This is a genomic window from Candidatus Poriferisodalis sp. (assembly GCF_965237655.1).
Classification (GTDB): Bacteria; Actinomycetota; Acidimicrobiia; order Acidimicrobiales; family Poriferisodalaceae; genus Poriferisodalis.
Window position 1 is genome coordinate 1595306 of the sequence record NZ_CBDEGB010000002.1, and the last position, 26834, is coordinate 1622139.

The 26834-nt window shown below is 65.7% G+C and carries 23 protein-coding genes; 10 read left to right on the forward strand and 13 right to left on the reverse strand.

What is annotated here, in order from left to right:
- Nucleotides 1-27: 27 nt before the first annotated feature.
- Nucleotides 28-2550, reverse strand: coding sequence for an FAD-dependent oxidoreductase (locus ACPXYO_RS15465; protein ID WP_423922353.1), 2523 nt, complete (start codon nt 2548-2550; stop codon nt 28-30).
- A 236-nt stretch (nt 2551-2786) separates the two neighbouring features.
- On the opposite strand from ACPXYO_RS15465, the gene ACPXYO_RS15470 reads away from it, so the two are divergent.
- The 6 genes from ACPXYO_RS15470 (at nt 2787) to ACPXYO_RS15495 (ending at nt 8258) form a co-directional block, all read left to right on the forward strand.
- Nucleotides 2787-4496 (forward strand): formate--tetrahydrofolate ligase, encoded by a 1710-nt coding sequence (locus ACPXYO_RS15470; protein ID WP_423922356.1) that lies wholly within the window; start codon nt 2787-2789, stop codon nt 4494-4496.
- A complete protein-coding gene (locus ACPXYO_RS15475) occupies nt 4497-5327 on the forward strand; it encodes a methylenetetrahydrofolate reductase (RefSeq protein WP_423922359.1) in 831 nt (276 codons plus the stop codon). It begins immediately after the preceding gene.
- A gap of 318 nt (nt 5328-5645) precedes the next feature.
- Entirely contained in the window at nt 5646-6608 is a 963-nt protein-coding gene (locus tag ACPXYO_RS15480) for an IS1595 family transposase (RefSeq protein ID WP_423922362.1), read from the forward strand.
- Nucleotides 6605-7531, forward strand: coding sequence for a DNA cytosine methyltransferase (locus ACPXYO_RS15485; protein WP_423922365.1), 927 nt, complete (start codon nt 6605-6607; stop codon nt 7529-7531). Before ACPXYO_RS15480 ends, ACPXYO_RS15485 begins: the two co-directional genes overlap by 4 nt.
- Entirely contained in the window at nt 7516-8091 is a 576-nt protein-coding gene (locus tag ACPXYO_RS15490; RefSeq protein ID WP_423922367.1) for an HNH endonuclease, read from the forward strand. Before ACPXYO_RS15485 ends, ACPXYO_RS15490 begins: the two co-directional genes overlap by 16 nt.
- Complete coding sequence (locus ACPXYO_RS15495) at nt 8088-8258, forward strand: hypothetical protein (protein ID WP_423922370.1); 171 nt, start codon at nt 8088-8090, stop codon at nt 8256-8258. The genes ACPXYO_RS15490 and ACPXYO_RS15495 overlap by 4 nt, the downstream gene beginning before the upstream one ends.
- Here ACPXYO_RS15495 and ACPXYO_RS15500 read toward each other — a convergent pair.
- The 8 genes from ACPXYO_RS15500 to ACPXYO_RS15535 form a co-directional block, all read right to left on the reverse strand.
- Nucleotides 8218-8886, reverse strand: coding sequence for a hypothetical protein (locus ACPXYO_RS15500; protein ID WP_423922372.1), 669 nt, complete (start codon nt 8884-8886; stop codon nt 8218-8220). The two genes, ACPXYO_RS15495 and ACPXYO_RS15500, sit on opposite strands and share 41 nt — an antisense overlap.
- 237 nt (nt 8887-9123) lie before the next feature.
- Nucleotides 9124-10119 carry a choice-of-anchor R domain-containing protein gene (locus tag ACPXYO_RS15505; protein ID WP_423922375.1) on the reverse strand — a complete coding sequence of 332 codons (996 nt, stop codon included), beginning with the start codon at nt 10117-10119 and terminating at the stop codon, nt 9124-9126.
- A gap of 209 nt (nt 10120-10328) precedes the next feature.
- Nucleotides 10329-12899, reverse strand: coding sequence for a choice-of-anchor R domain-containing protein (locus ACPXYO_RS15510; protein WP_423922378.1), 2571 nt, complete (start codon nt 12897-12899; stop codon nt 10329-10331).
- 465 nt (nt 12900-13364) lie between these two features.
- Nucleotides 13365-14696: an IS1380 family transposase gene (locus tag ACPXYO_RS15515; RefSeq protein ID WP_423915956.1), complete on the reverse strand. Its 1332-nt coding sequence runs from the start codon at nt 14694-14696 to the stop codon at nt 13365-13367.
- A gap of 135 nt (nt 14697-14831) precedes the next feature.
- Nucleotides 14832-15365 (reverse strand): hypothetical protein, encoded by a 534-nt coding sequence (locus tag ACPXYO_RS15520; RefSeq protein WP_423922381.1) that lies wholly within the window; start codon nt 15363-15365, stop codon nt 14832-14834.
- Nucleotides 15362-15673 carry a helix-turn-helix domain-containing protein gene (locus ACPXYO_RS15525; RefSeq protein WP_423922384.1) on the reverse strand — a complete coding sequence of 104 codons (312 nt, stop codon included), beginning with the start codon at nt 15671-15673 and terminating at the stop codon, nt 15362-15364. The genes ACPXYO_RS15520 and ACPXYO_RS15525 overlap by 4 nt, the downstream gene beginning before the upstream one ends.
- Before the next feature lie 48 nt (nt 15674-15721).
- Nucleotides 15722-16969 carry an NAD(P)-dependent oxidoreductase gene (locus ACPXYO_RS15530; protein WP_423922387.1) on the reverse strand — a complete coding sequence of 416 codons (1248 nt, stop codon included), beginning with the start codon at nt 16967-16969 and terminating at the stop codon, nt 15722-15724.
- A gap of 123 nt (nt 16970-17092) precedes the next feature.
- Nucleotides 17093-17419 (reverse strand): hypothetical protein, encoded by a 327-nt coding sequence (locus ACPXYO_RS15535; RefSeq protein WP_423922389.1) that lies wholly within the window; start codon nt 17417-17419, stop codon nt 17093-17095.
- A gap of 142 nt (nt 17420-17561) precedes the next feature.
- On the opposite strand from ACPXYO_RS15535, the gene ACPXYO_RS15540 reads away from it, so the two are divergent.
- Nucleotides 17562-18752 (forward strand): CaiB/BaiF CoA transferase family protein, encoded by a 1191-nt coding sequence (locus tag ACPXYO_RS15540; RefSeq protein WP_423922392.1) that lies wholly within the window; start codon nt 17562-17564, stop codon nt 18750-18752.
- A 77-nt stretch (nt 18753-18829) separates the two neighbouring features.
- Here the strand turns inward: ACPXYO_RS15540 and ACPXYO_RS15545 are convergent, their stop codons facing one another.
- Nucleotides 18830-20131, reverse strand: a complete 1302-nt coding sequence (locus ACPXYO_RS15545) for a dihydroorotase (protein WP_423922395.1) — start codon at nt 20129-20131, stop codon at nt 18830-18832.
- Nucleotides 20132-20267: 136 nt separating this feature from the next.
- On the opposite strand from ACPXYO_RS15545, the gene ACPXYO_RS15550 reads away from it, so the two are divergent.
- Both ACPXYO_RS15550 and ACPXYO_RS15555 read left to right on the forward strand, forming a co-directional pair.
- The gene (locus ACPXYO_RS15550) at nt 20268-21164 is read left to right on the forward strand and encodes a phytanoyl-CoA dioxygenase family protein (RefSeq protein WP_423922398.1); all 897 of its coding nucleotides are present in this window, start codon (nt 20268-20270) and stop codon (nt 21162-21164) included.
- Nucleotides 21165-21210: 46 nt separating this feature from the next.
- Complete coding sequence (locus tag ACPXYO_RS15555) at nt 21211-22797, forward strand: phosphotransferase family protein (protein ID WP_423922401.1); 1587 nt, start codon at nt 21211-21213, stop codon at nt 22795-22797.
- An 87-nt stretch (nt 22798-22884) separates the two neighbouring features.
- Here the strand turns inward: ACPXYO_RS15555 and ACPXYO_RS15560 are convergent, their stop codons facing one another.
- Both ACPXYO_RS15560 and ACPXYO_RS15565 read right to left on the reverse strand, forming a co-directional pair.
- Entirely contained in the window at nt 22885-24114 is a 1230-nt protein-coding gene (locus ACPXYO_RS15560) for an ATP-binding protein (protein WP_423922403.1), read from the reverse strand.
- Nucleotides 24115-24205: 91 nt separating this feature from the next.
- Nucleotides 24206-24631 carry a DUF1761 domain-containing protein gene (locus ACPXYO_RS15565; protein ID WP_423922406.1) on the reverse strand — a complete coding sequence of 142 codons (426 nt, stop codon included), beginning with the start codon at nt 24629-24631 and terminating at the stop codon, nt 24206-24208.
- A 328-nt stretch (nt 24632-24959) separates the two neighbouring features.
- Between ACPXYO_RS15565 and ACPXYO_RS15570 the strand changes: the two genes are divergently transcribed.
- The gene (locus ACPXYO_RS15570; protein WP_423922409.1) at nt 24960-26042 is read left to right on the forward strand and encodes an HNH endonuclease family protein; all 1083 of its coding nucleotides are present in this window, start codon (nt 24960-24962) and stop codon (nt 26040-26042) included.
- A gap of 180 nt (nt 26043-26222) precedes the next feature.
- Here ACPXYO_RS15570 and ACPXYO_RS15575 read toward each other — a convergent pair whose 3' ends face one another.
- Entirely contained in the window at nt 26223-26819 is a 597-nt protein-coding gene (locus tag ACPXYO_RS15575) for a hypothetical protein (RefSeq protein WP_423922412.1), read from the reverse strand.
- Nucleotides 26820-26834: the final 15 nt, after the last annotated feature.

Consider the following 26834-nt stretch of genomic DNA (forward strand, 5'->3'; position numbering starts at 1 on the left):
AAACCAGGATGCGCACTGGCGTGCCCTTCAGGCCTTCATGCGGCTGTCATCGGGATCGAACAGTGCGAGGTTCGATCCGGTGGCCGCCACCGTCACCGGATACAGCTCGTTCTGGTACATCACCGAGAGATCGGTGCCCGCCGTCGCCAGCTCGCTTGGCAGGTATGCCATCGCCAGATAAGCGCCGAGCGACGGCGCGTTGCCAGCGGTCGTCACGCGGCTCACCCTGCCGTGCGAGTCGGTGATCCGCTCGCCCGCCGGCGTCAGGACCGGCTCGTTGCCGGCTCCCATCGGGAAGCGGTCGTAGCCCTCGGCGCAGCGCAGGTTCTCGAAGCGCAGCATTGCCAGCTGGGCGACGGGCGGTGCCTCGCGGGCTGCAAGGTAAGCCTCTTTGCCGATGAAGTCTGTGGCCTTCACGCGGGGCCGTGCCAGGCCCGCCTCCACCGGGTTGTACTCGTTCTCGAGCTCAGCGCCCATGAGCCGGTAACCCTTCTCGAGTCGCCCGGTGGTGCCGTAGACACCCGCTCCGACCGGTCGCAGGTTGAAGTCTTGCCCGGCCTCGGCAATGGCATCCCACAAAGCGAGACCGGCGCTGGTGGCGCAGTAGATCTCGAAGCCGGCATCACCGACATAGGAGATACGGAACATCTGCGCCGGGATCCCGGCCAGCAGCGCGTTGCGCACCTGCCCGTAACCGAACGCCTCCTGGGACAGGTCCGTCTCGGTCAGGGTCGCCAGCAGCGCGACAGCGTTGGGACCCCACACGCCATAGGTGGCGAGGGCCTCGGTGCGATTCTCGAAGGCCACGCCGCTGGTGGGCAGGTTGTGCCGGAACCAGTACTCGTCGCGGCCGCCGTCGAACGCACCGGTGGCGATGCGGAACCGGTCCTGCGCGAGGCGCACGATGGTGAGGTCCGAACGGAAGCCGCCGTCTGGTGTGAGCACAGGGGTATAGATCGACCGCCCGACGGGCAGGTCGCACTTGTTGACGACCATCCTCTCGATGTAGGGCACGACATCGGGACCCGACACCTCGAATACTTGGAAGGGCGAGATGTCCACCAGACCGCAGTGTTCGCGCAGGTGCAGATGCTCGGCATCGGTGATGGGGCTCCACCAGCGGGCGTCCCACTCGTGAGTGCGGCCTCCGATGCCGTAGTGCTCGACGAGGTCGGCGTTCGAGGAGTACCAATGCGGTCGCTCCCAGCCGCCGGCCTCGAAGTAGAAGGCGCCCAGCTCATCGGTGCGGGCCTTCGCAGGGCCGCACGTCACGTTGCGTCGAGTTGCCCACTGCTCTCGTGGGTGCACGATTCCGTAGGTCTTGTTGAAGTGCTCGTCGGCGCGGGCTTCGATGTGGTGGACGTTGCGATCCGGGTTGTAGAACCTCGTCACGTCCGAGCTGTGCGGGTCGGTCAGCCGCGGGTAGCCGTAGGTCATCCATTCAGCAACCAGACGGCCGACGCCGGGGCCTTCCTTGACCCAGACTGCGGCCACCGACCACAAATTCTCTACTTCGACGGTGGGTCCGAGCAGTGGGCCTGCGTCGGGTGTGAGTGACAGCAGGCCGTTGATGGCGTACTTGATCTCGCCGTCGCCCAGGAACTCCATCAGCTCGATGGCCTCTTCGAGCTGCTCGTCAAAATCGTCAGGTGTGAATGGCAGCTCCGTGGGGCTGAGGGCCGCTTCCTCGTTCGAGGGGATGTCCTCGACGCGATGCAGGATCGGTCGATGGGCGTAGCTGCCCACCTCCATCGAGCCAGCGGACTGCCGCTCGTAGCAGAACGTGTCCATGTCACGGACGATCGGGTAGGCCAACTCTTGATTGGTTTCCACCAAGACATCGAAGGGGCCGACGTCGACCATCTGGTGAACGGCAGGCGTCAATGGAATCGTCGCCCCCGCCATCTCTGCGAGCTTCGGGCTCCACACGCCGCAGGCGATCGCAACCGTGGAGCATTCGATGCGTCCCTTGTCGGTCACGACGGCCGCTATCCGAGGACCGTTGGGACCCGGGGCGGTCTCGATGTCGAGCACCTCGGTGTTCGCATGCACCGACAGGTGCCCGGCATCCTGGGCACGCTTGCGCATCTGCGTGCCCGTCTCCAGGGAATCCACCGCGGACACGCTGGGCGTATAGAAGCCGCCCAGAATGACGCTCGGATCGATGAAGGGCACCAGCTCGACGACCTCGTCGACGGTGAGCAGCTTGGACTCGATCCCCCAGCACTTGGCAGAGGTCATGCGTCGGCGGAATTCTTCGAGGCGTTCCGGCGAGCGGGCCACCTCGAGCCCTCCGCAGGTGTTCTGCAATCCGAGGGCCTCGTATTGCCGCTGGCTCTCGATCGTGAGGTCGACGATTTCTTTCGAGTGGTCGACGGGGAAGATGAAGTTCGATGCATGCCCCGTCGAGCCCCCAGGATTGGGCAGGGGACCCTTGTCGAGCAGCACGATGTCGGTCCAGCCGAGGTCGCTGAGATGGCCGACTAGGCAGTTGCCGACGATTCCTGCGCCGATGACGACACAGTCGGCCCTCTCGGGAAACTCGCTCATCCCAACCCCCTCCAACAGACAAGCATGCAACCGATATTCGGCCCTGGGCGCCGCCAGAGTACGACATGCGAGAGTGACCGATCCGGCCACTGCTGTTCTGTATGATGGAACAGTTCCGCTCAGTGGAACAGACTAGCGCGGAAGGGTAACTCAGGAACGCGCTGATGAGCGACACTGAGGGAACGTGAAGCGGCTGAGGGGCCGCATCCGTCAGCACGGCACAAGGGGCGCGCGCCATGACAGCAGCCAGTGAATTTCCGAGCGACCTGGAGATCGCCTCAGCGGCGACAATCCGACCGCTCACCGAAATTGCAGACGAGGCGGGCATTCCGTCGGAGTACCTCGAGCTGTACGGCACGGGCGTCGCCAAGATCAAGCTGGAGGCAGCGCAAGCAATGGCCGACCGGCCTCGAGGGCGCTATGTGGTGGTCACTGCCATCACGCCGACGCCTCTTGGCGAGGGCAAGACAACGACGACCGTGGGTCTCGGGCAGGCCTTCGCCCACATCGGCCGCACCGCCACGATTGCCATCCGACAGCCGTCGATGGGGCCCACCTTCGGCATCAAGGGAGGTGCCGCCGGCGGCGGCTACAGCCAGGTGGTCCCGATGGACCTGTTCAACCTGCACCTCACCGGCGACATGCACGCCGTAACCGCCGCTCACAATCTCTGCGCCGCCATGCTGGACGCGCACCTCTACCACGGCAACGAAGCCGGGTTCGACATCCACAACATCACCTGGCGCCGGGTGCTCGACGTCAACGACCGGGCGTTGCGCAACATCACGATCGGGCTCGGCGGGCGCCTCGACGGCATCCCGCGCGAATCCGGTTTCGACATAACCGCTGCGTCCGAAGTGATGGCGACCCTGGCGCTGTGCACCTCGATGGAGGACTTGCGGGCGCGGCTCGGCCGCATCGTGCTGGGTTACACCGGCTCGGGCGAACCGGTGACCGCAGAGGACATCGGCGCAGCCGGCTCGATGGCGGTGCTGCTGCGCGAGGCCATCAAGCCGAACCTGATGCAGACCTTGGAGGGTTCCCCCGCGCTCGTGCACACGGGGCCCTTCGGCAACATCGCCACCGGCAATTCCTCGATCGTGGCCGACCGCATCGGCATCCACACGTCCGAATTCCTGCTGACCGAAGCCGGATTCGGCGCCGACATGGGCGGCGAGCGCTTCTTCAACATCAAGTGCCGCTATTCGGGCGTCTCCCCCGACGCGGCCGTCATCGTCGCAACCGTGCGGGGCCTCAAGGCTCACTCGGGCAACCACCGCATCGTCGCGGGGCGGCCCCTGCCCCCGGCCCTGCTCGAAGCCAACCCCGACGAAGTCCACGCCGGCGGCGACAACCTGCGCAAGCAGCTCGAGAACGTGCGGATGCACGGGGTGTCACCGGTGGTGGCCATCAACGAGTTCCCCGGTGATCACGGGGTGGATCTGGACGCCATCGCGGAGATCGCTTCCGAATACGGTGCCCGCTCGGCCCGGTGCACCCACTTTGCGAATGGCGGAGCAGGCGCAGCCGAGCTCGCCACCGCAGTGGCCGAAGCCGCAGAGGAGCCGACGAACTTCGCCGTGCTCTATCCCGACGACATTTCGCTGCGGGACAAGATCAAGGCCGTGGCGACCAACGTGTACGGCGCCGACGACGTGAGCTACACCGCCCGGGCGAACCGTGAACTCGACAGCTACGAGCGAAACGGCTTCGGCAACTTGCCCGTGTGCATAGCGAAGACCCACCTGTCGATCTCGTCGGATGCGTCGCTGAAGGGTGCGCCGACGGGCTGGACACTGCCGGTGCGCGAGGTGCGTGCATCGGTGGGCGCCGGCTTCGTGTACCCAATCTGCGGCGACATGCGCACCATGCCCGGCCTCGGCCGTGACCCGGCCGCCCGTCACATCGACCTCGATGCCGACGGTGAGATCGTCGGCCTGAGCTGAATGGAGGCACGCCGTAGGCTGCTGGCTGAAGCCCAGTGGGAGCTCATCCCGCTGCGGAACCTCGCCGAACAGCTGCCGCATCTTCCGCCCCAGTCGCCGGTGTCGGTGACCGCTTCGGCCTCGAAGACGCTCGAAGACACGCTGGACCTGACCGCGGAGCTGTGTTCGCTGGGCCATCGCCCGGTGCCCCACATTGCTGCTCGCATGGTCGCCAGTCGTGATCACCTCGAAGAGCTGCTGGGCCGGATCGAATCGATGGGCCTCAGCGAGATCTTCCTGGTCGGCGGCGATGTCACCTCCCCCGCCGGCCCATTCGACAGCGCAGTCGGGCTGCTGGAAGCGCTGCGCGAGGTCACCCATTCGCTCATCCACATCGGCGTCACGTCCTACCCCGAGGGGCATGCGCTCATCACTGACGCCGTGCTGCATGAAGCGCTGCATGTCAAACAGGTGCTGCTGGCCGAGGCGGGCATCGAGGGCCATGCATCCACCCAGATGTGCTTTCACCCGAAGGCCATCGTGGAATGGCTGGCCGCCGAGCGGGACAGCGGATTCTCGCTGCCCGTGCACTTGGGCATACCCGGGGCCGTCGAAGCGGCACGACTTCTGCGAATCGGCACACGCTTGGGGGTCGGCGCGTCACTGCGTTACCTGCGCAAGAACACTGGTGCGATTGCACGCCTGTTGCGCCCCGGCGGCTACGACCCGGGCGGGCTGGTCGACCAGATCGCTCCGCACGCAGAGCGGCTCGACGTAGCCGGCCTCCATGTCTTCACGTTCAACGCGATCGCCGACACCGTCGCCTGGCGCGACGCCGCCTTGAGGGGGTAATGGGCACCCGTTAGTTGGTCCACCGGGACCCAAGTCAGAGACCCCTGTCATCGGCCAGTCCAGTTCCTGCGAACACGAGCAACACCAGAAAATGCAGGTCAGCGACGCCCGCTTAACGGCCACTTGGGATGAGGCTGTACCGAGATCCGAGTGTGGCCGACAGGTCTAGGCCGCTGACCGTGAACTCCAGACGGTTGGACAGTTTCCTGTCGTCGTCGGTGCAGATGGCGCCTGTTGCGTTGGGGGGTTATACGGGGTAGTGCCAAGCTGCTGGTCAGCACCGGTTTTGGTGTAACACCCCCCTGCCACTATGGGCACATGGCAAAGAACGCACCTGGCAAGCACTACCGGCAGGGACTCACCCTCGCCGCGCTGTTCGACATGTTCCCCGACGACCGCGCTGCTGAGGCGTGGTTCGCCGCTCAGCGCTGGCCGGACGGCCCGTCGTGCCCGCACTGCGGTCACGATGATGTGCAGACGGGCTGTGCGCACAAGACGATGCCGTACCGGTGCCGCCGCAACGGGTGCCGCAAGCGGTTCAGCGTCAAGGTCGGCACCGTCATGGAAGCCTCCAATATCGGCTGTCGCCTGTGGGCTGTCGCCGTCTATCTGGTGCTCACGAACCTCAAGGGGATCAGCAGCATGAAGCTGCACCGTGACCTGGGGGTGACTCAGCCGACGGCGTGGTTCATGCTGCATCGCATCCGCGAAGCATGGGCGCATACCGCTGGGGAACCGTTCGCCGGACCCGTCGAAGCCGATGAGACCTACGTCGGCGGCAAAGCCAAGAACATGCACCAGCGGGACCGTGAGCGGCGCATTACCGGCAGGGGCGGAGCGGACAAGGCTATTGTCGTCGGTGTGTTGGATCGCGCGACGAACACAGTGGTCGCCGGTCCGGTGGCCGACACCACGGCCCGCACCCTGACGGGGATCGTGGACAGCGTGACCGCTGACGGTGCCGATGTGTTCACCGACGGGCACCGGTCCTACAAGCCGCTCGCATCACTGGGATATGCCCATGCTGCGGTTGCTCACTCAGCACGCGAGTTCGTGCGCGGCCCGGTCCACACGAACGGCATCGAGTCGCTGTGGTCGATGTTCAAACGGGGCTACGTCGGGACGTATCACCGCATGTCTGAGGTTCATCTGGGCCGCTATGTGAACGAGTTCACCGGTCGCCACAATGTCCGCGAGATGGGCACCGAACGTCAGATGGGGACCGTCGTGGTGGACATGGTGGGCAAGCGTCTCCGCTACGACGACCTGATCGCCGCATGACCCTGACAGCGCTAGAACTCTGTGCTGGCGCTGGCGGGCAGGCATTGGGCTTCGAGCGGGCGGGTTTCGAGCATGAGGCGCTGATCGACAACGACGGTCATGCCTGCGTGACGCTGCGCACTAACCGACCGCACTGGAATGTGATCGAGGCCGATCTGTCTCGCTTCGAGGTGAGGTACTGGCATGGCGTCGATGTCGTCGCAGCAGGGTTGCCGTGCCCACCGTTCAGCGTCGCAGGCAATCAGGATGGAGCGGGCGACGACCGCGACCTATTCCCAGTGCTGCTGCGCATCGTCTCCGAGACCGCACCGCGGGCTGTAGTCGTCGAGAACGTGCGCGGGCTGATGTCGCGCCGTTTCGATACCTACCGTCAGATGGTGCAGGCGCGTCTTGAAGCAGCGGGCTTCGTAGTGCATTGGGGGGTGCTTGATGCTCACGACTACGGGACACCGCAGCACCGCACTCGCTCGTTTTTGGTCGCTGTGCCGGTCGGTGCTGTATTCGAGTGGCCGACACCTGATGCAGCCGGCGGCGGCACGGTTGCCGGGGCGATCAAAGACCTCATGGGTGCCCGAGGCTGGCATGGTGTTGATGCGTGGGCAGCAGGAGCGCAGGAACCGGCACCGACCATCGTGGGTGGCTCGCGTCGCCACGGCGGTCCCGACCTCGGCCCCACGCGCGCCCGTGAGACGTGGGCGAAGCTCGGCGTAGACGGACGCGGCATGGCCGATCACGCACCCGGTCCAGATTTCTGCGGAATACCCAGACTCACGGTCGAGATGGCCGCACGTTTACAGAGCTTCGATGACGGATGGCGGTTCGTGGGCGGTAAGACACAGCGCTACCGGCAGATCGGCAACGCTTTGCCGCCCAGCCTTGCCGCTGCGGTCGCGACCGCAGTCGCCCAGTGCCTGAACGGCTGACCGGCAAAGCCGGTATCCGAGCGTTCCTGCTGGAGCGCGTCGGCGTGATCGTGGACACGGAGGCTATTCGCGAAGCAAGCGGCAACCAGGTGCAATACGGGCGGCGGCTCCGCGAGTTGCGCGACGAGGAAGGCTGGCCGATCGAGTCGCACAATGATGCTGCGGACCTCAAGCCCGGCGAGTACCGGCTTGCTGGGCCACCTCCCGCGCCGCCGCCGCCTCAGTTCGCCCGCGGCATCTCGGCACGCCTCCGGGCCGAAGTGCTTGAGCGCAACGGTCACACCTGCCAGATGTGCGGCATTGCTGCCGGCGAACTCGACGACAACGGCCGCAAGGCCCGTCTACACCTTGGCCACATCATGGCCAAGAGCCAAGGTGGCAAGGACACACGCGAGAACCTGCGGGCGCTGTGCAGCCGCTGCAATCAAGGTGCTAAGAACATCACTCAAGAGCCGCCCACATGGCTGTGGCTGTTGGCGCAGTTACGGCGAGCGTCAGAACACGATCAGCGAGCTGCGTACGACTGGCTCAGCACCAAGTTCACGGAGGAACCGTCGTGAGAGAACCGCATCCGCATATCTGGGACAGCTCCTACGAGCCGACACACGCCGAGCTAGAGGAACCGGTCCAGCTCGAAGGCGCTCACGACTACACCCCCGAACAGGTCGCTGAACGCATCCTCGGATTCACACCGCCCGCTGATGCCACATGGCCCGATGAGAGCTAGCGCCCCGCTTTGGCACTATCCGATGTAATCCCCTTGCGTTGCAGTCGGTGGTTGGCGGGAGTTCGACGGTGACGTCGTCGGTGGAGTCGGGTTTGATCGTGATGCGCCAGGAGATGTTGCTGGACTTGTCGGTCCTTTGCGCTCTCTTGACCGATCCGCCTGTCACGTTGAAGGCGTGGAATTTGAGGGTTCTGTAGCTCAGGCGGAGATTTTCGCTGAAGTCGAGGTCAAAGGTGAACTCCGTCGAGCCGTTGTGGGTCGTCGGGGCAGCGGACGTCACCCTGACGGTGAACGGAACCGGTGCCGCTGTCACTGCCTGCGTGGCCTCGCTGGTGAGGGTCTCGGTGTTGTCGGCGTCGTCGGTGAAGCTCACCTGTACCTGGATGGTCTTGCCCTGCTCGCTGGAGGTGAGCTCGTAGGTGGAACCGGTGGCTCCCGCGATGTCGGTGCCGCCGGCCGTCCACTGGTACTCATATGAGACGTTGGTCAGCCCGTCGGCGTCGTCGATCGACGACGTGTCCGCCGTGAGGGTCTGTTCCACCTGGGGCGTCCCGCTGATGGTGGGCAGGCCGGTGGGCGCGGTGTTGGACTTGGCCGCTACTGCCTCCGTGGCCGCGCCTTCGTTCACCTTGATCTTGAAGCTGGCCGTCTCATCGTATTCAGTCCAGGTCCGAGCGTCGGAGCTGACGGAGAGGTAGTAGGACTTGTCGGTGATCGACCAGCCCTCCGCACCGCCCGGGTCCTCTTCAGTGGCAGCTGACTTCTCGGTGGGATAGGTCTGCGGAATGACTGCAAATGAGTCTGTGCCGCTCGGCTCGAGCTACTCGATGACGACGAAGTAGGTTGTCTCCGTCGCCAGCTGCTGTCAGGAGCCTTCACCCGTCGGCGCCTCGAAGGCGATCACCCCCGGTGTCGAGAAGCTCGACGGATTGGTCAGGGTGCAGTGCGCGTCGCCTGGCTCGCCTTCGCTCGCGACCCCGTTGATCGTCACCCGAAGCTGGTCCGCCGCGTTCGACGCATCGTAGAAGTGCGACACCCCGATGTCGACGGCGCCGAGTGCGTACCCGTTGGTCTTCGAGCCTGTCGCGAATGCCTGGGCAAACCCTGATCGAGCCGCATTAAGGGTGCGCTGAATCCCGCCGGCGCCTTCGGTCCCCACGCCCAGGTTGCTGACCAGGAACTGCGGCCTCTTGCTTACCTCCTCCCTCGCGGCGCTGGTCAGCGTCTCGCTGTTCCCGTTGTCGTCGATGAATGACACCTTCAACTTGATGGTCTTGCCCTGGTCGTCGTCGGTGAGCGTGTAGGTGGAATCGGTTGCATCCGCGATGCTGGCATCGTTGCGTATCCACTGGTAGTGGTAGGAAACACTGTCCAGCCCGTCCTCGTCAGCGATGCCCGAGGTGTCCGCCGCCAGCGTCTCGCCCACCTGGGCCGTACCGCTGATGGTGGGGACGCCCGTGGCCGGGGTGTCGACTTGTGGAGCGTCGATTTCGGACCTCAGCACGATGCGTACGCGAATGAGTTGCCCGTCTTCCCAGTCGACGTCCACGCCGTGCCATTTGAAGCTGCTGGCGCCGGAGCTCCCCGCGGGAAACTCCAGGGAGAGGTCGCCGACCTGCAGGGTGTAGTCCGCAGCGTTGGGAACGCCCTCCTGGAATGCCAGGCGCAGATCGCGGTCCGGTGTGTGGGACCAGAGCGACTTGATCTGCAGGTTCCCGCTTCCGCCGACATTGGAGAAGAGGTCGGCGCTAGCTGCCCCGATGGAGACGTTGGTGTACTCCACCACCGCCATGTCGGCCGACCAGACCGGCTCTGCAGGCTCCTCCGCGTCCGCCGACGCCGGCGTCGCCCAGACGGCCATGCGCCCCCGCCAGCACCATCGCCAGCAAGGCCACCACGATGCCCCTGTGAGTGCTCAGGGCCCCGGTCGACGGTTCAAGGAGAGGCGCAACCCTGGAGGCCGAGCCGATCCGATTGATACGTATCTTTGATGTCATCAAATCGTCCTTGGGGGAAGGGTTTCTCAAGGGCTTCGTAAGGTCGGTTGCGCGGTAATGCCGACGACCCAGGTCACCTCTTGGGGACGATCGTGAAGACGGGCGAGATCGCGTAGAGCGACAGCAGCGTCTCCCGAGGGCGCGCCACGTACCCGGAACTCACGTCGACGGCACCGATAGGGGCGTAGTTGTCGTTGGGATCGTTCGGCGTGCCGACGGCGACCATCTCCATGGGCGAGTTCGTGCCCATCGGGAGTTCCGGATGCGAGGCGCCTTGGGCGTCGCACCCGGTCCAGATCGTGTGGCTCCTGTCAACGCTCCAGAAGTGGCTCGGGTAGAAGTAGGCGGTGTTCCCGGTGTTCGTCCGCGCGTCGATCGCAGCGGTGCAGACCACCGCCTTGAACTCCGGAGCGACGCTCCGCATCACCCGATCGGTGAATGGCCCCCGTGTTTCATCCCGTTTACTCCGGCCAGAGGCTTCGAACTGGACAAGTTCGTTGTATTCCTCTATGTCCCCGGACATGGCGCCCGTTGCGTGGTGTGTGACGAAGACCACCCTGAACTGGTCCCCGACACGGGCGTCGTGCGGTGTGTGGAGCCAGTCTGGGGTCACTTGGTATCCGCCGCTCACGAAGCTGACGCTGCCCACGAAGCTGCCCTCAACCGCCTCGCCGTATACGGCGATCTCCAGCGCGTGGCTATCTGTGGACACGGACACGCTGTTCAGGTCGGCGCCGCTATAGAACGCTTCCGCCGGGCCGAAGCCGTTGAGCGTCTCGGGATGATCCTCGTCGTCGCTCGAGGTCCGCTGCAGCCTGTGCCCCTCGCCGCTGCGGTGGGTCCAGACCATCACGTAGGAGGTGCCGGGGGCCAGCCTCGTTCCCGTCGGCGCCTCGAAGAAGCTGAGCTCCCCTGCCGCGTATCCGTCGGGGCTGACAAGGTCGAACAGCTTGTCGCCCGGCTTCCCGTTCGAATCGGCGTGCACGGCCACCGACACCGACGACGATCCGTCGGGTATCTGCGCGTTGCTGTTCGAGTCGTCGGAGCCTTCGACGTTGACGCCGATGCCCTGCAACCGGTACCCGTACGTGCTGGGTCCGGTCGTGAAGCCCTGCGACACCACGTCATTGGTGGAGTCGACGGTGGCGTAGCTGTCGTCTGCCTGCCTCAGGTTCGACACCATCGCGTCGAGCGGCTCCCCGTCGACGGCCATCACCGGCGTGGGGCATGCGACATCCCCATGAGCTGAGAGGGTCACGCCTGGCGCCGACGGAGTGTCCGTGTAGTTGGCTACTTCGGAGCAAACTATGCGGGACAGGGTGACGCCTCCCCGTGTATGAGCCGGGGTGTCACCAACAATGCTCTGGACGGTCATGTCGAAGACGTATGAACTGCTACCGGCCACGGTTGCGCCTTGGAGAGCCGCCCATTCAGACATGCCAGCCGGGGAAGCCAGGCTCAGCGGGGCATCCACCAGGTCTCCTTGGGCAGATGCATAGGGCAGGCTGAACAGCGTGTCGCCCGAGCTGTTTTGCAGGTCGAACGGGATGCCAAAGAAGCCGCCCGTAGCTGCTGCATCGTCCGCCGTCACAGAAACACCGCGGATGAGGTAGCGGTCCGCTGATCCGACAGTCATCTCGAAGCAGCAGTCGTCGCCTGCCGAGATTATTTCTTGGTCACCCGTGAATCCCGTGAAGTTCGCAGCCAGGACGCCGCGGTCCCGCCTCGAGCCCTCGAGGGCCAGGCGCAGCGCGCCGCCGCGCGTCGCGGGACCATCCCAGCGTCCGGTCGAACCCAGCGCTCGCACCATCGCATTGTTGAAGAGGACGGCCTCCGGCTCGCCGCCCGGATCCTCACCGTCCGATGCCGTCTCCATGATCGACAGCGAGGAGCCAAAACCCGACAGCACGATGAAGTAGTTGACATTCGGGTACGCGAACGCCCCTTCAGGAGCCGTGAACTTGTTCAGGCCGGCCCCGAAGGAGGCCGGGCTGTCGAACTCGAACAGCTCGCGTTGCACACTCGAAGCGCCTTGAACGATCGTCCCAGAAGGGCCGCCGATCCACAGCGAGACGGTCAGATCAGACGGCGCGGCGGCCAAGTCGATCGAGACGCTGGAGATTTCGTAGCCCTGGCCGTGACTGCCCAGCCTGAACCCCATGGCGTACTGCTGGGTGATATCCGACTCGAACGCCGACGACTGGCCAACGTTGCTGACCAGCCGCGTGGTTGGTACGGACAGCAGCACCAGCACCGTGGCGGCGTTGGACGAGCGACTCGTCACCCCATCCCTGATCGCCTGTACCTGGTAGTTGTAGCGCACTCCGGGCTCCGTGGCCGTGGCGTCGAAGTACGTGGTATCGGTCGTGCCGGTGTCGGACACCAGCGTCGTGAGCGTCTGTTCGCCCCGGTTGGGCCGGCGGCGCAGGATCTCGTAGCCGTCCACGGATTCGTCATTCTCGGTGGGCCGGTCCCACGTGAGCTCCACCCCGCCTTGCACCAAGCGGGCCAAAAGGTTGGAGGGTGGCGTGCGCTCGTCCTGGGCCTGGGCCTGGGCCGTTGCTCCCGGGCCGATCAGGGCGACGAGGACCGCCGTCCCGATGAGCAGCATGGAGAGCGGCGCCAGGCGCCGCGAGCCGGTCACGACTTACACCCGGCCTGCCGACATCTTCCATAAGTCGGGGGGGGACGCCCGCGCAATCTGGGCCGAGGCGTTCACACTGTGTGACACATGATCATGAATATCTGAATTTAGCGCATAAGGCTCATGACGGGGCCCCGCTAGTTTGGTCCAGCCGGATCCAAATCAGGGACCCCTGTCAGAATCATGCCGTTCTGGCAATGGACGTGTGCGACTTCGGCCTACTGGATGAGCGTCTTGGGCGGCCGATCAGCTAGCCCTGATTATTCACGAGAATGCCTGTTCAGGGTTTATGGGTTGTGTTTTGGTGTGTCGGGCGGGTTTGTCGGCTTGACGGGACCCGGTGGGTGTTGTTTGGTGCCGCTGGGGTGGTCGCAGGGCCGGTGTTGGACCCTGACATGGGTGTGTGGGCGCGACGGGTCGGCCGCCGCGTGAGCGGCGCTGTTGGCGGCTGGGGGTGCGGGGTGCTCAGTTGGGGTGCTGGGCGGCGAGCAGGCTTCGGGTGCCGGGGTGTGCGGTGGGGAGCCGCAGCCAGGTGCGTCGGCCGGTTTCGCATACGAGCGCGGGCAGGTGCCACAGCTGCCAGCGGAGCCGTTTGGGTGCCGCGCGTTTGAGCGGTCCGGCAAGGCGCTGTGTCTGGAACCAGTGCACGAGCGCGGCGCTGATCATGCACAGCGCTGCCCATGCACAGTTGGCGTCCCAGGCTGTGAAGGGCATGCGGGCCAGTCCGCTGTCTTTGAGGCGGGCTATGGCGTCCTCGACGTCGGCGTGCTTGCGCATGAGACGGTCGAGCCGGGCGGGGCTGCCCGCAGCGTCGGTGAGGAATCCCCAGTAGCGGAAGTTCTCGGACGCGAACAGGCTGCGCTGCGCGCCCGGATGCAAGGGCTCGCGTCGGATGATCAGCCGTGTCCGCGCTGGCCAGCCCGACAGGTCCACCAGGTCGGTGAGCTCGGCGACGTGCGCTTTGGGATGCCGCTGTTTGGGGTTCGGCACCCCCGGCGTCCACCGCCCTGGGTCGCAGCGGGCCGCAGCGATCGCGGCGTCGATGCCTGCTGTGGCCCGGGCGGACATGAAAAACGTCACGTTGCGGTCCCTGCACGCCGCGGCGATACGCGCCGAACAGCCTCCTGAGTCCAAGCGCAGCACCATCTCGCGTCCTGCGAGCGCCAGATCGTCGCCTGCCCGATGGCCTGCCGCGTCAGCGTCGGGCAGCACCGATATCGCAGCGTCGAGCACCTCGACGTGATCGGCGATGCTGTTCGCGGCCGCGTTGCCCGGGCGCAGCTTCGCCCACAACGGCTCCCCGTCCGCGGTCGAGCAGATCATCGGGTGGAACCCGTACCCGCCCTTGAAATGCGGCGCCGCACCCGCCTTGTTGGGCGAGTGGACCTCCACCAGCGTCGAGTCGATGTCGACCACCAACGGACCCGAACCGCGGCGCTGGGACCACACTCGCTCACGCGCCTCGGCCGCGGCTGCCCACAGCCCGCCCAGCGCCGAGGCGTCGATGCCCCGCAGCGCCCGATACAGCGTCGAGTCCGACCCCACCGCCCCGAACAGCTCCCGCTGAGACCGCAGATGCTCGATATCTGTGCACGCCTCACCGCCGCCGGCGAGCACCAACAGCAAATGCGTCAACAGCCGGCCCCGGTCATGGACCGGGGCGCGCTCGCCGCGGCGCGGCACCGCCGCCGACAGCGCCTCGGTCAGCCCGACCCGGTCCGCGAAACCGCCCAAAGCGAACAGCCCCGCACCCCACACCACCCGATCCCCGCCGCCTGCCAGACGCGCGTTTGTCACACTGCTAAGTTTCACCTCGGAGATGCCCCCCTGAACTGCCGACCGCGTGCCTCGACAACACGCATCGTCGCAGATCAGAGGGGCTTTTCCGCGGACTCACACACCCAAGCCCACCAGACTCATGAAAAATCAGGGCTAGACGGCGAGGGCTCGCAGACGCGCGACCCGATGGTCGTCACCGCCGAGGTAACGGACGAGCACGCCGAGCACGGCCTCGTGGTCGAGCGTGCCGGCCGAATTCATGTCCTCGAGATCGGCCCAGTCTCTGGTCCGGTCGAAGAAAGCCTTGAACACGGCCAGGTCCCGGCAGGCAAGGAAGGGGATGTCGGCGCCGCCGAATTGCTCAATTCGGGCTCGGCCTGCGGCGGCCTCGTGGAACGATGTGGTGTTGAAGAAGATGTCCAGGGGTGTCGTGTCCCACCACAGCCGGCTCTGACCGTCGGCGCTCAGTTCACGCCGGTTGTCGTCAGTCACCGCCACACCTGCGGGGAGAGCCGTCAGCGCCCATTCGATGTGGTCGATGCTGATGAAGAGATTCACGTCTATGTCGATGGTCCCCCGGGCCTGCTGGGTGCACCAAGCGAGGGCCAGCGCGCCACCGAACGCGTGGGGTATGTCGGCCTCGTCCAAGGCACGATGGAGAGCGACGACACGCTCGACCAGATTCATCGTCCGAACACAGGGAACTTGAGCTTCGAGGAGTGGCGAGATGGGAACTCGGCGGCCAGCTCCAGGACAGCAGCCAACTCGGTACCCCTGCCCAGCCGGCCGTCGCCCCGCATCCGAGGGTTGAGCTCCCGGTCGAGGGCGAACCCGGCGGCTTCGACGATGCGATCGACAGTGGAGGCCGACGGTGACTTGGCGCTCGACTCGTAAGCGGCGATCGCCGAGTGTGAGGTTCCGGCGCGGGCAGCCAGCTCTCGCAGAGTGAGACCGGCTCGAGATCGGGCGGAACGGATCACTTGGGCCGCATTCACCTCCATAATGGTATCTGATCAGATACCAAGAACCAAATACAGAGACACTCAGCAGGATTTGATGAGGCGTAGCCCGTAGATGGCTTCCATTTCGCGCAGCTCGTCGAGCACTTTGCGTGGCGGCTGGCGCGACACGCGGATGGTGGCAACGGCTGCATGGTGCTTCGGCCCGGCCAAGATCTCGTTGCGCATTTGCAAGACGTTGATCCCGCTCGCCCTCAACGCCATCAGAATGCCTGCGAGCACACCGACCTGATCACGATGTCGAACCACGATGGTGCTGCGACCTAGGGGCCGCTCCGCACGATTCACGCAGTTCAGCACTTCGCCGGTCGAGAACGCCTCGAGGACTTCCACGACACCGTCGGCAATGTCCTCTGAGGCTTGCATAGTGGAGGCCCCGATGTGATGCGTGCCGGTCACACTTGGGTGCGACGCCAGCGGCGAGCGCCAGTTCGGCTCGGCTCCAGAGGGCTCCCCCTGGAAGACGTCGAGCCCTGCCCGCATGCCCCGCTCATCGAGTGCCCGCAGCAACGCCCCCTCGTCGACGATCTCGCCGCGGGATGTGTTGAGCAGGATCGCACCGTCGGGCATCTTCGCCAGAAACTCTGCATCCACGAGGCCGCACGTCTCGGGGTTGGCAGGCAGGTGCAGCGAGACGATGTCGGCTCCGGCCAGCAGGCTGTCCCAGTCGGGAACGACCTCAATCTCGTGCCGCTTCATCTCGGCGAGCAAAGCGTTCGAGCGATCCGAGCGATACAGCGCCGACACCTCGATGCCGAACGCGACGGCACGGCGGGCTACCTCGATGCCGATGTCGCCCATGCCCACGACGGCCATTCGCCGACCCTTCAGGCCAGAGGCGCCCATGTACTGGGCCTTGTTCCAGCGGCCCTCGTGCAGGTCCGAGGTGGCGTCGGGGATCTGGCGGTCGATGGCCAGCAGCAAGCCCATCGTCAGCTCGGCAACCGCCACGGCGTTGCGCCCTGGCACATTGCAGACGTACACGCCGAACTTGCTGGCCCCGTCGCAGTCGACCGTGTCGGTTCCGGCGCCGGCGCGCAGCACCATGGCGAGCCGATCGGCAGCCTTGAACACCTTCCGCTTCACCTCGGTGCTGCGCACGACCAGGACTTCGACGCCCTCGATGTGCTCGGCAAGTTCCTCGGCGGTCAGCTCGGGCTTAACGATGCAGTGGTGGCCCGAAGCCTCGAGCCGGCCGAGACGGCCGGTATCGATATTGTCGGCAAAGAGAATGTGCATCGGCGTCACCGCTGGGACAGGGTTCGCGGTCATAGCGCCGCCGCAGCGGCCGGGACATGTACCCGCATGTCTAGCCAGTGTGCCAAACGCGCGGCCCTGCGCGGTGACACCTGTGTTTCCTCCTCTTGCCCGCTGTGCTCACGGGCCGCTCGGCCTCTACAACAGTTGTCCCACGTCCAAGACAAGCAGGATCACCAGCAGCACGATGATCCCGGCGTTGAGCACGCTCACGGGCCATTTCCAACGGTGATCGGAGTTCCACTGCCGCCTGATGCTGGCGACGTTCGCCCACAGTGCGACCAGCGAGATGGGAATGCCCACGGCAGGTCCGACGCCCGGCGCCAGCCCGATAAACGGTGCGACGAACGGGAGGATCACGTAGGCGAGCGTGCAGCGGATCGCGGAGATCAGAATCGAGAACCGCAGCGATCGGGCGCTGGCCTCATCGAGCTCTGAAGCTGCGGTTGCAGCGGTTCCGGTCACGGTGGCCCATTCTCGCAGCCCGTCCCCCCGTCACCACCCAGGTTGCAGCAGCCACAGGCTGCCGGGGTGCCGCCGGGACGCTGGCAGCCGGTTGGCGAAGCGCCACTACCATCATCGGCAATCCACGGACTCAGGGGGAAGCATGGCCGGTGCACTTGACGGAATTCGCGTTCTGGACCTGTCCACGCTGGTGCAGGGTCCCCAAGCCGCCGAGATGCTGCACGACCTCGGCGCCGAGGTGATCAAGATCGAGCTGCCGGGCATCGGCGACGTGGGCCGCCACGTGGACATGCTCGAGGATTTCGGCCACACGTCAGTGTTCATTGCCTGCAACCGGGGCAAGCGATCGGTGACGCTCGATCTGCGCGTCGAGGCGGGGCGGGAGGCATTCCTGCGCCTGGTGGAGACCTCCGACGTGGTCCTGTCGAACTTCAAGCCGGGCACGCTTGACGAGTGGGGCCTGAGCTACGACGAACTGGCCGAAGTGAACCCCAGGATCATCTGGGCGGCAGGCAGCTTCTTGGGCCCCGTCGGGCCTGACGCCCAGCGCGAGGGTGCCGACATTGCAGGACAGGCCTCAGGCGGCGTGATTGCCTCCAGCGGGTATGACGGCGGGCCGCTGTCGACCTATGGCTCGCTCGTGGCCGACCATTGCGGCTCGCAGAACCTCCAGACCGGGGTTATTGCCGCGCTGTACGCCCGGGAGCGCACCGGCCTGGGCCAGCGAGTCGACGTCAGCCTGCTGGGCGGGCAGATCTGGCTGCAAGCGGTCGAGTACACCCATCTGCTGCTCACTGGCAACGAGGCAGGGCGCTCGAACGGCGGGCATCCCCTGGTCCATGCGCTGTACGGCATCTTCCCCACTGCCGACGGCTACATCGCCATGGCGGGCTGCCCAGAGCACCTGTGGCCAGGCATGTGCAGGGCCATCGAGCGTCTCGACATGGTGGACCATCCGACGTTCAACGCCTATTTCGTGAGCCGGGAAGTGGCCGCCGAGATGCGGGCGTTCTTCATCGAGGTGTTCGAGACACGCACCACCGAGGAATGGTCGAAGCGGCTCGAAGCCGAGGAGCAGAGGTTCTGCCCGGTCCGCTCGCACTCCGAAGTGGTGGCCAGTGACCAGCCGTATGCCAACGGCTACCTGGGCAAGGCCGACCATGACGAGTGGGGCGAGCAGACCTGGGTGGGCTGCCCCATCACCATGAGCGACACGCCCACGCGGTTCAGCAACCAGGTGGCCGAGCTCGGACAGCACACCGAGGAGGTGCTGCTCGAGGCCGGCGCTGAGTGGGAGGAACTCGAGCAGTGGCGTGAGGCGGGTGCCTGGTAGCGGTGTGAGGCAGGTGCTTGGTAGCGGTGTGAGGCACAGCTGAGCCGCGGCCGCGTCGTCGAGGACGGGCCCTCCGCTTAACCGCAGAGCTCACCGCCGGATACCACGGGGCGGCCAGCCAGCACAGTGTGACGCACCTTGCCGGTGAGTTCGCGACCCGCCCATGGCGTGTTGCGACTGCGTGACTGAAGCCCGTCGGCGTGGATCGTCCAGCGCTGGGTCGGATCGAACACAGCGAGGTTGGCGGGCATCCCGGCTTCGACGAGATGACCGTGCTCGGCGATGCCGGCGATGCGTGCCGGAGCCATCGAGACCACCTCAATAAATCGGGCGGGCGACATTGCCCCCGTCGCCACCAGCTCTGACCAGATCACCGACGCCATCGTCTCGACACCGGTCATGCCCGGGGCGGCATCGCGCAGCGATGTGTCCTTGAGCGAGGCGTGATGCGGCGCGTGATCGGTGGCAACCGCGTCGAGAGTGCCGTCGACGATGGCGCGGCGCAGCGCCTCGACATCGCTGCGCAGGCGCAGCGGAGGATTCATCTTGCCGGTCGTACCGAGGCGCTCGACATCGTCCTCGGTGAGCACCAGATGCTGTGGCGTCACTTCGGCGGAGACGGCGACGTTGTCGCGCTTGGCCTGTGCGACCAGCTCCATGGCGTCAGCGGTGGAGAGGTGCAGGACGTGGTAACGGCCGCTGGTGCGCCTGGCCAGTTCGATGTCACGCCGCACCACCGACACCTCCGCAGCTGCCGGACGGCCCCGGACGCCGAGCCGCCGCGCCACGAGACCCTCGTTGATGACTCCCCCGGCAACCATCTGCGGGTCTTCGGCGTGCTGGCTGACAACCGAGCCGGGCAGGCCGACGGTGGCGGCGAGCGCTGCTTCCATGAGAGCATCGTCGGCCACGCAGTCACCGTCGTCGGTGAAGACTCTCACGCCGGCGTCGTACAGCGCCGCGAAATCAGTGAGCCGCTCCCCCGCGCGACCGACCGTGATGGCTGCCGAGGTTCGGACATCGCATGGCGCTCCGGTTGCCAGCGCCAGTACTTCTCGGACCATGTCGGGCGTGTCGATCGCAGGGGTGGTGTTCGGCATCATCACGCACGCGGTCACGCCTCCCATGGCAGCTCCGGCAGCTCCCGAGGCGATGTCCTCGCTGTCGGTCCCGCCAGGAGTGCGGAAGTGCACCTGGATGTCGACGAAGCCGGACATCACCAACGCAGCCGAGGCATCCAGCGTCCGCCGGGCAGGTGGTCCTTCCCCGGCCGGCACGATTGTCGATATGCGCCCGTCCTCGACGACGACATCGACTGGCTGGGTCACACGCTCGGGGTCGACCAGGCACCCGCCCGAGATCACCAGATCGGCTGCCACCGCCTCACCCTAAGCCTGAGCGGAACGGTCACAGCGTGAGCGGCGAAGTGTCCGGCAGTCTGTGCGCAAAAATGCCGTCTGTGGCGGCAAAATTGCACACAGAATCGAGACAGCCTCACCCGGTACGGTTTCGGTCATGACGCTCGCAGACGCACGCCCGACAGCAAGCGAACTCATCTCGGACGCCCAGCGCGCCGACTACGAGGCGAACGGCTACCTGTGTTTGCCTGATTTTGTCGGCGCCGATTGGCTCGATGAGCTTCGGGCCGTCACGACGGAGTTCATCGAGGCCAGCCGGGCGGAGACCACGCCTGGCAAGGTCTTCGACCTCGAACCCACGCACACGGCTGACGCACCGAGGCTGCGGCGCCTGATCTCGCCGGTAGACCAGCACCCGACGTACGCCCGGTTCACGTTCGAAGGGCCGCCGGCGCAACTGGCTGCTGCGCTGCTCGGCGGCCCGGTGCGCTACCACCACTCCAAACTCAACTTCAAATGGTCCGACGGCGGCGAGGAGGTGAAGTGGCACCAGGACATCCAGTTCTGGCCGCACACCGACTTCACGCCGCTGACGATCGGGGTGTATCTCTCAGACGTCGATCCGGAGATGTCGCCGATGGGTGTGCTTCCGGGCAGCCATCTGGGGTCGCTGTATGACCTGTATGGGTCCGACGGAAGCTGGGCCGGGGCGATGAGCGACGACGACGCTGCCGGGCTCGACCTCGACGCCATGGAGTATCTGGGTGGTCCGGCGGGTTCGGTCACGGTTCACAACTGCTGCATGGTGCATGGCTCGATGCCGAACAACTCGCCACGGCCCCGGCCGCTGCTGCTGCAGACGTACTCGGCGCTGGAGTCATATCCGATTGCGAATTGCGGTGTGAACGGTGTCACCGGTCGCAACGGCGGGCGGATCTGCGGTGGGGAGGCCACCCAGGAGCTCACGATCGAGGGACGGGCGATGCATGTCGCGCCCGACTGGTCACGCAAGGGTCCGCCCACCATCTTCGGCTCCCAGCAGAAGGACGACTGAGTCGCTGCAGCGCCGGATACGCCGCCGCCGAGAGGTTCGCCCAGACATGAGCGATGACCGCCAGCACGTGCTGCCCGAGTTCGTCGAAGCGCTCGACGCTGTCGTGCGGCGCGAGATCGACGACTGCGACGGGCTGATCGACGCCGAGCGGCTCAGCGGCGGGGCGAGCATGGAGACGTATCGGCTTCGGTGCTTGCGAGCGTCGGACCCCGACGGCGTGTTCGACATCTGCCTGCGGCGGGGGCCTGACGGCATGGACCGCGAGGGCGACAACGTCACCGGCGTCGAAGCCGAGGCCCTCTGCATGAGCACGGCTCGTCTGGCGGGCGTGCCAGAGCCCGAGGTGCTCTACGTACTGGCCCCGGGGGACGGCGTCGGTGCGGGCTTCATCATGGAATGGCTGGACGGGGTCACGCTCGGTGCTCGCATCGCTCGGGCTGCCGAGCTTGAAGGGGTGCGGTCGCAGCTGGCATTTCGCTGCGGGCAGGAAATGGCGCGCATTCATGGGATCGATGTGGGCGCGACCGGCCTGGGCGATGTGCTGCGGCGCGCCCAGCCCAGCGAGTATCTCACCGAGACCTGGGATCGCTACAGGGAGCTGCCGACGCCACAGCCGATGATCGACTACGCCGCCCGCTGGCTGGCCACCCAGCTTGAGGGACAGGATCCGGTCGAGCTAACGCTGGTGCACAACGATTTCCGCAATGGCAATGTGATGGTGGACCCAGAAGCTGGGCTTGTCGCGGTGCTGGACTGGGAAACGGCCCACATCGGCGATCCGATGCGAGATCTTGGCTGGATGTGCACCAATTCGTGGCGGTTCGGGCAGCGGCATCTGCCGGTTGGCGGCTTCGGGCGCTACGAGGACCTGTTTGCGGGTTACGAGGATGTGGCCGGGGTGCCGGTCGACCCCGAACGGGTGCAGTACTGGGAGGTGTTCGGGTCGTTCTGGTGGGCCGTGGGGTGCCTGGGGATGGCCGATCGGTACCGCCAGGGTTCCGACGCCACCGTCGAGCGCCCGGCCATCGGCCGTCGCAGTTCCGAGTGCCAGCTGGACTGTGCGCATCTCATCATTCCGGGACCGGTCGAGTTCTTGCCTGCGGTGCATTCGCTGGGGCTGCTTCGGTCCGATTTCGGCCGTCGGACTGGGGAGGTGTCAGCACTCGGGGGCAGTATGACGAGCGCGGAGGCGAACGCTGCGGCCGGGGACATGCCCCGTGTCGACGAAATCCTCGAGAGTGTTCGGGACTTCCTGCACGGGGAGGTACGGCAGGCCACCGAGGGCCGAACGAGCTTCTTGGCGCTCGTGGCGGGCAACTCCATCGACATTGCGCTGCGTGAGCGGCTGATTGGCCCGCAGCTGCATCGCTACGAACTGGCTCGGCTGACCTCGCTGGTGGGCTCCCCCGCAGAGAGAGGTACCGGCGTGCCTATGGCTGTGGCTGACGCCGAGGTTGCCGAGCAGGTCATCGAACTGCGCTGGCGGCTCGTGCATCGGCTGCGGGACGGAACCATGGCGCTCGACACGGACGGGCTCGCCGAGTACCTGCGGACCTCAGTGGCCCATCAGGTCGCGATCGATCAGCCGAAATACTCGGCGTTCCGTTTTCTCGCCGCGGAGGCCAGCGAGTAGCCCGTCGCCGCCGAGTTCTGGACTCGTCGCGTCCGCGGTTCGCAGCCTCAGCACCAGAGGGCGAGCAGGACGTCTGCGGTCGTCCCCTCACACTAGTACGCCCAGCGGCACTGCGGCAATCCGGTCCGAGAGCTGGTACGCCGTCGTCCCTGGATGAACGACGAGACCGGCGTGGAAGGCATCGCCCGCTCGTTCGCGCAGCGACACGAGTTGCTTCGCGTCAGCAGGTTGTACCGCCCCTGACAGCTTCATCTCGAAAGCGATGAATCCGCCTTCGGGCAGGTCGGCAATCAGGTCGACCTCATGGTCGCCGCCGGCCGAACGCAAGTGGCCGAACCGCCAGCCCAATCTCTCGGCCTCAGCAGTGGCACGTATCTGTCCGACCGCAGCGCTCTCGAACAACTCGCCCAGCCGACGGCGGTCGCCCGCGAGCACCGCAGCAGTCTCGAAGTGATCGGCGGCTGCGAATGCGGCATCGACGAAGTGCCGTTTTGGCCGCTTGGTCAGGCGCTTGAGCCGGTTGTGCGACCAGCCACGCAGCTCCTCGATGAGGCCCATCCGGTCAAGCAGATCGTGATACGTCTCAGCCGTCGCCTTCGCGATGTCGGCAGCACGATGGATGGACGCATGCTCGGCACCGGTGCCGATCACGGCCCCGTACGCCTGGACATACCGGCGCAGCTTTCGCGTATGGCGTGCGCCGGGCGCAATCTCGGCAAGGTCACGAGAGACGGCCAGGTCCAGGTACGAACGTACGGCATCTTGCTGGTCTTCAGTAGGCAGGCCCAGATATCCGGGCAGACCTGAATCGGTCGTCGAAGAGACCTGTTCGGCGGTAGAGACTGGCGATTGTGCCCCTCGCGCGGCGTCGATCCCGCCGTTGGCGATGTCGGCCAAGGGGATCACTGGCGGCACTCCGCGCCGCTCGCACAGCGTCATCGGCCGGAGCCGCAACGGCATGATGCGACCGGCGCCGGCATGGATGTCGGCGGTGACCGCTCCCCTCGATGAACCGCTCAGGATGAAGCGGCCAGGTGTGCGATCGTCGTCGATCATGCGACGGACGGCATCCCAGACGGTCGGGACGCGCTGCCATTCATCGATCAGAATCGGATTCGGCAGCCCCGCCAACGCCGCCTCCGGATCGTTTGCTGTTAGCGCTGCCGTTGGCGGATGGTCCAACCGCAGCGTCGAAGCGGCGAGACGCGCGCCCGTGCTGGTCTTTCCGACGCCTCTGATGCCCTCGATCACACAAGCTGGATGGATGGACAGCAGACGTGCCAACCGTGCATCCGCATGCCGTCGCAAGTACTCCATGCACAAAAGACTAATCGGTTATCCATTAAATAGCTATTCAATTAGTCGTTTGTGTGAGTCGCCAATGAACGCATCTCGTTGGGGCTATCAGTTATCGCCAGAGGGCGAGCAGGACGCCGATCACGCAGTAGGAGATCAGCGGGTAGCCGACGTTGATCGCCAGCAGGCGCACGCTGCGACCCTCAAAGGTGTAGTTGACGCCATGGGACGTGAACACGAACCCGATCGCCGCCAGCAGACCAAGGCCGAGCCCTTCGCCGAAGGTGTCAGCGTCCAATCCCTGCGCCAGCAGCGCCAGAGCGAACGTGAACACGGCCGCCAGCACGATGGCGACGACGTAGGGGTACCACTGCCGAGGGGTTCCCTTCATCGCAGTCATGTCATCGTCGGTAAGGCCCACCTCGGCCATCCATGGCTTGGCCAGCGTGCTGTACCACGCCGCACCCAGCACCTGGTTGAAAATCACCGCCACGATGATCGCCCAGTAGTTCAAGCTGCCGAAGTCCATGCCGTCCATTTCCGAAGCGTAGGTGTCATCTGCTCGAGCTCGAATCGGCATCCGGCACTGAGACTCCGGTGGCTCCTACATTTCGGGCCAGATGCGGTGCCGTCACCCGATCCACGCGGCGATCAGCGTCAGGTTGCATCGGTGGGGTCTCGTGGCTGCCGGGCTCGCTCTCGCGGCAGCGTGCGCCTCCACGACTCCGATCCAGGATCCGTCAGCTGCAGAGCGTCCTGCCGAGACTCTGTCACGTGCGTCGACCACGGCACGCGCGCCGCTCGCGACGGGTCCATCCGACGAAGTTAAGGGTGGTAGTGCCGCGTCCGATTCGACGAGTCCGGACTTGGCGGATCCTGACTCGACGGGTTCAAGCTCGGCGGCCACAGGCGGGGATGGCGCGGCCTCAGGCGAGGGAGGCGCGGCCACGGGCGAGGATGGCGCGGCCTCAGGCGAGGGAGGCGCGGCCACGGGCGAGGAAGGCGCGGCCTCAGGTGACGACGACACACAGGTGCTGCCACCGGTCACGTTTCCAGATGCGAGCATTCGGGACCCTGAGGCCGAAGCTGCGGATCTCGCACGCCGCCGGAGCGTAATCGGGCTGTTCGAGCGGTTACGAGTCGAAGCTGAGCAACGTCGGGGCTACGACCGCGATGCCGTGTTTGGCGGTTGGCTCTACAGCAACGGACGCTCAACCCGAGACCGAGTCCTCGGAGCGGAACGGCGCCCCGACGGCACTTGGCTGTCGCTGTACGACAACGTCAGCGTGACCGCTGCCGCCGACCTCGACATCGACCACATGGTGCCCCTCGCCGAGGCGTGGGAATCCGGCGGGCATCGGTGGACTGCCGACACCTGGACCCGATTCGCCAACGACCTCGGCGATCCCCGCTCGCTCATTGCCGTCACGGCGTCATCCAACCGCAGCAAGAGCGCTCGGGATCCTGCACAGTGGTGGCCTCCCGAGGACGCCTACCGGTGCCAGTACGCAGCGGATTGGGTCACAGTGAAGTCTCGTTGGGATCTCGCTGTGGATTCCGTGGAGCAACGAGTTCTCGATGACGCACTCGACTCGTGCACCGGAGGCGAGTTCGAATTCAGCAACCCGCAGACGGCAGCCACGACATCACTGACGCCGGAACCCGACGACACCGCAACGGACGAAGGAGAAGCAGATGTCGGCGAAGCGGGCGAGGGCGAGCCGAACCAGAACGAAGCGGGCGAGGGCGAATCGGCGGACGCCGCCGCGAGCGCCGATGCCCGCAACGATTGCCATCCCGCCTACGAACCGTGCCTGCCGAACCTTCCCGGCGATGCGATCAACTGTGGCGACTTGACGGCCTCGCAGAAGCCGGTGGTGGTCAAAGTCATCGGCGAGGACCCATACCGCCTCGACCGGGACGGCAACGGCGTCGGCTGCCAGTCATAGGCAGCCTGAGTACTACCCCTCTGCGGCCGCTTTGATGGCAGCAAGGGTGGGACACTCGTTCATCGGTCCCAGACACACGGGACTCTCTGGAAGTAACGCGATACAGCGCTCGCATCGAATCTCGTAGCCCTTCAGCACGCCAGGGCCGGCCAAGAAGCAGCGCCGAGATCTGTGGGTGGTCTATTGGTCTGGGCCGCTGACCGTGAATTCCAGACGGTTGGACAGTTTCCTGCCGTCGTCGGTGCAGATGGCGCCGGTGTCGTCGCAGGCGTTGGGGATCGGCAGTACCACGGTGACGTCGCCGGTGGAGTCGGGTTTGATCGTGATGCGCCAGGAGATGTTGCTGGGCCTGTCGGTCCTTTGCGCTTTCCTTACGGATCCGCCCGTTACGTTGAAGGCGCGGAGCTTCAGGGTCTTGTAGCTCAGGCCAAACTCCTCGCTGAAGTCGAGCTCAAAGGTGAACTCCGACGAACCGTCGTGGGTCGTCGGGGCAGAGACCGTCACGCTGACTGTGAGGGGAACCGGTGCCGCCGCCACCGCCTGCGTGGCCTCGCTGGTGAGGGTTTCGTCGTTGTCGGCGTCGTCGGTGAAGCTCACCCGGACCTTGATGGTTTTGCCAACGTCGCTGACCGAAGGGGAGTAGGTCGAGTCCGTGGCACCCTCGATGTCGGCGTCCTCTGTTTCGTCATGGACAATCCACTGGTGGCGGTAGGAAACGTCGTCCAGCCCGTCGGCGTTGTTGATGGACGACGTGTCGGCCGTGAGGGTCTGTTCCACCTCGGGTGTTCCGGT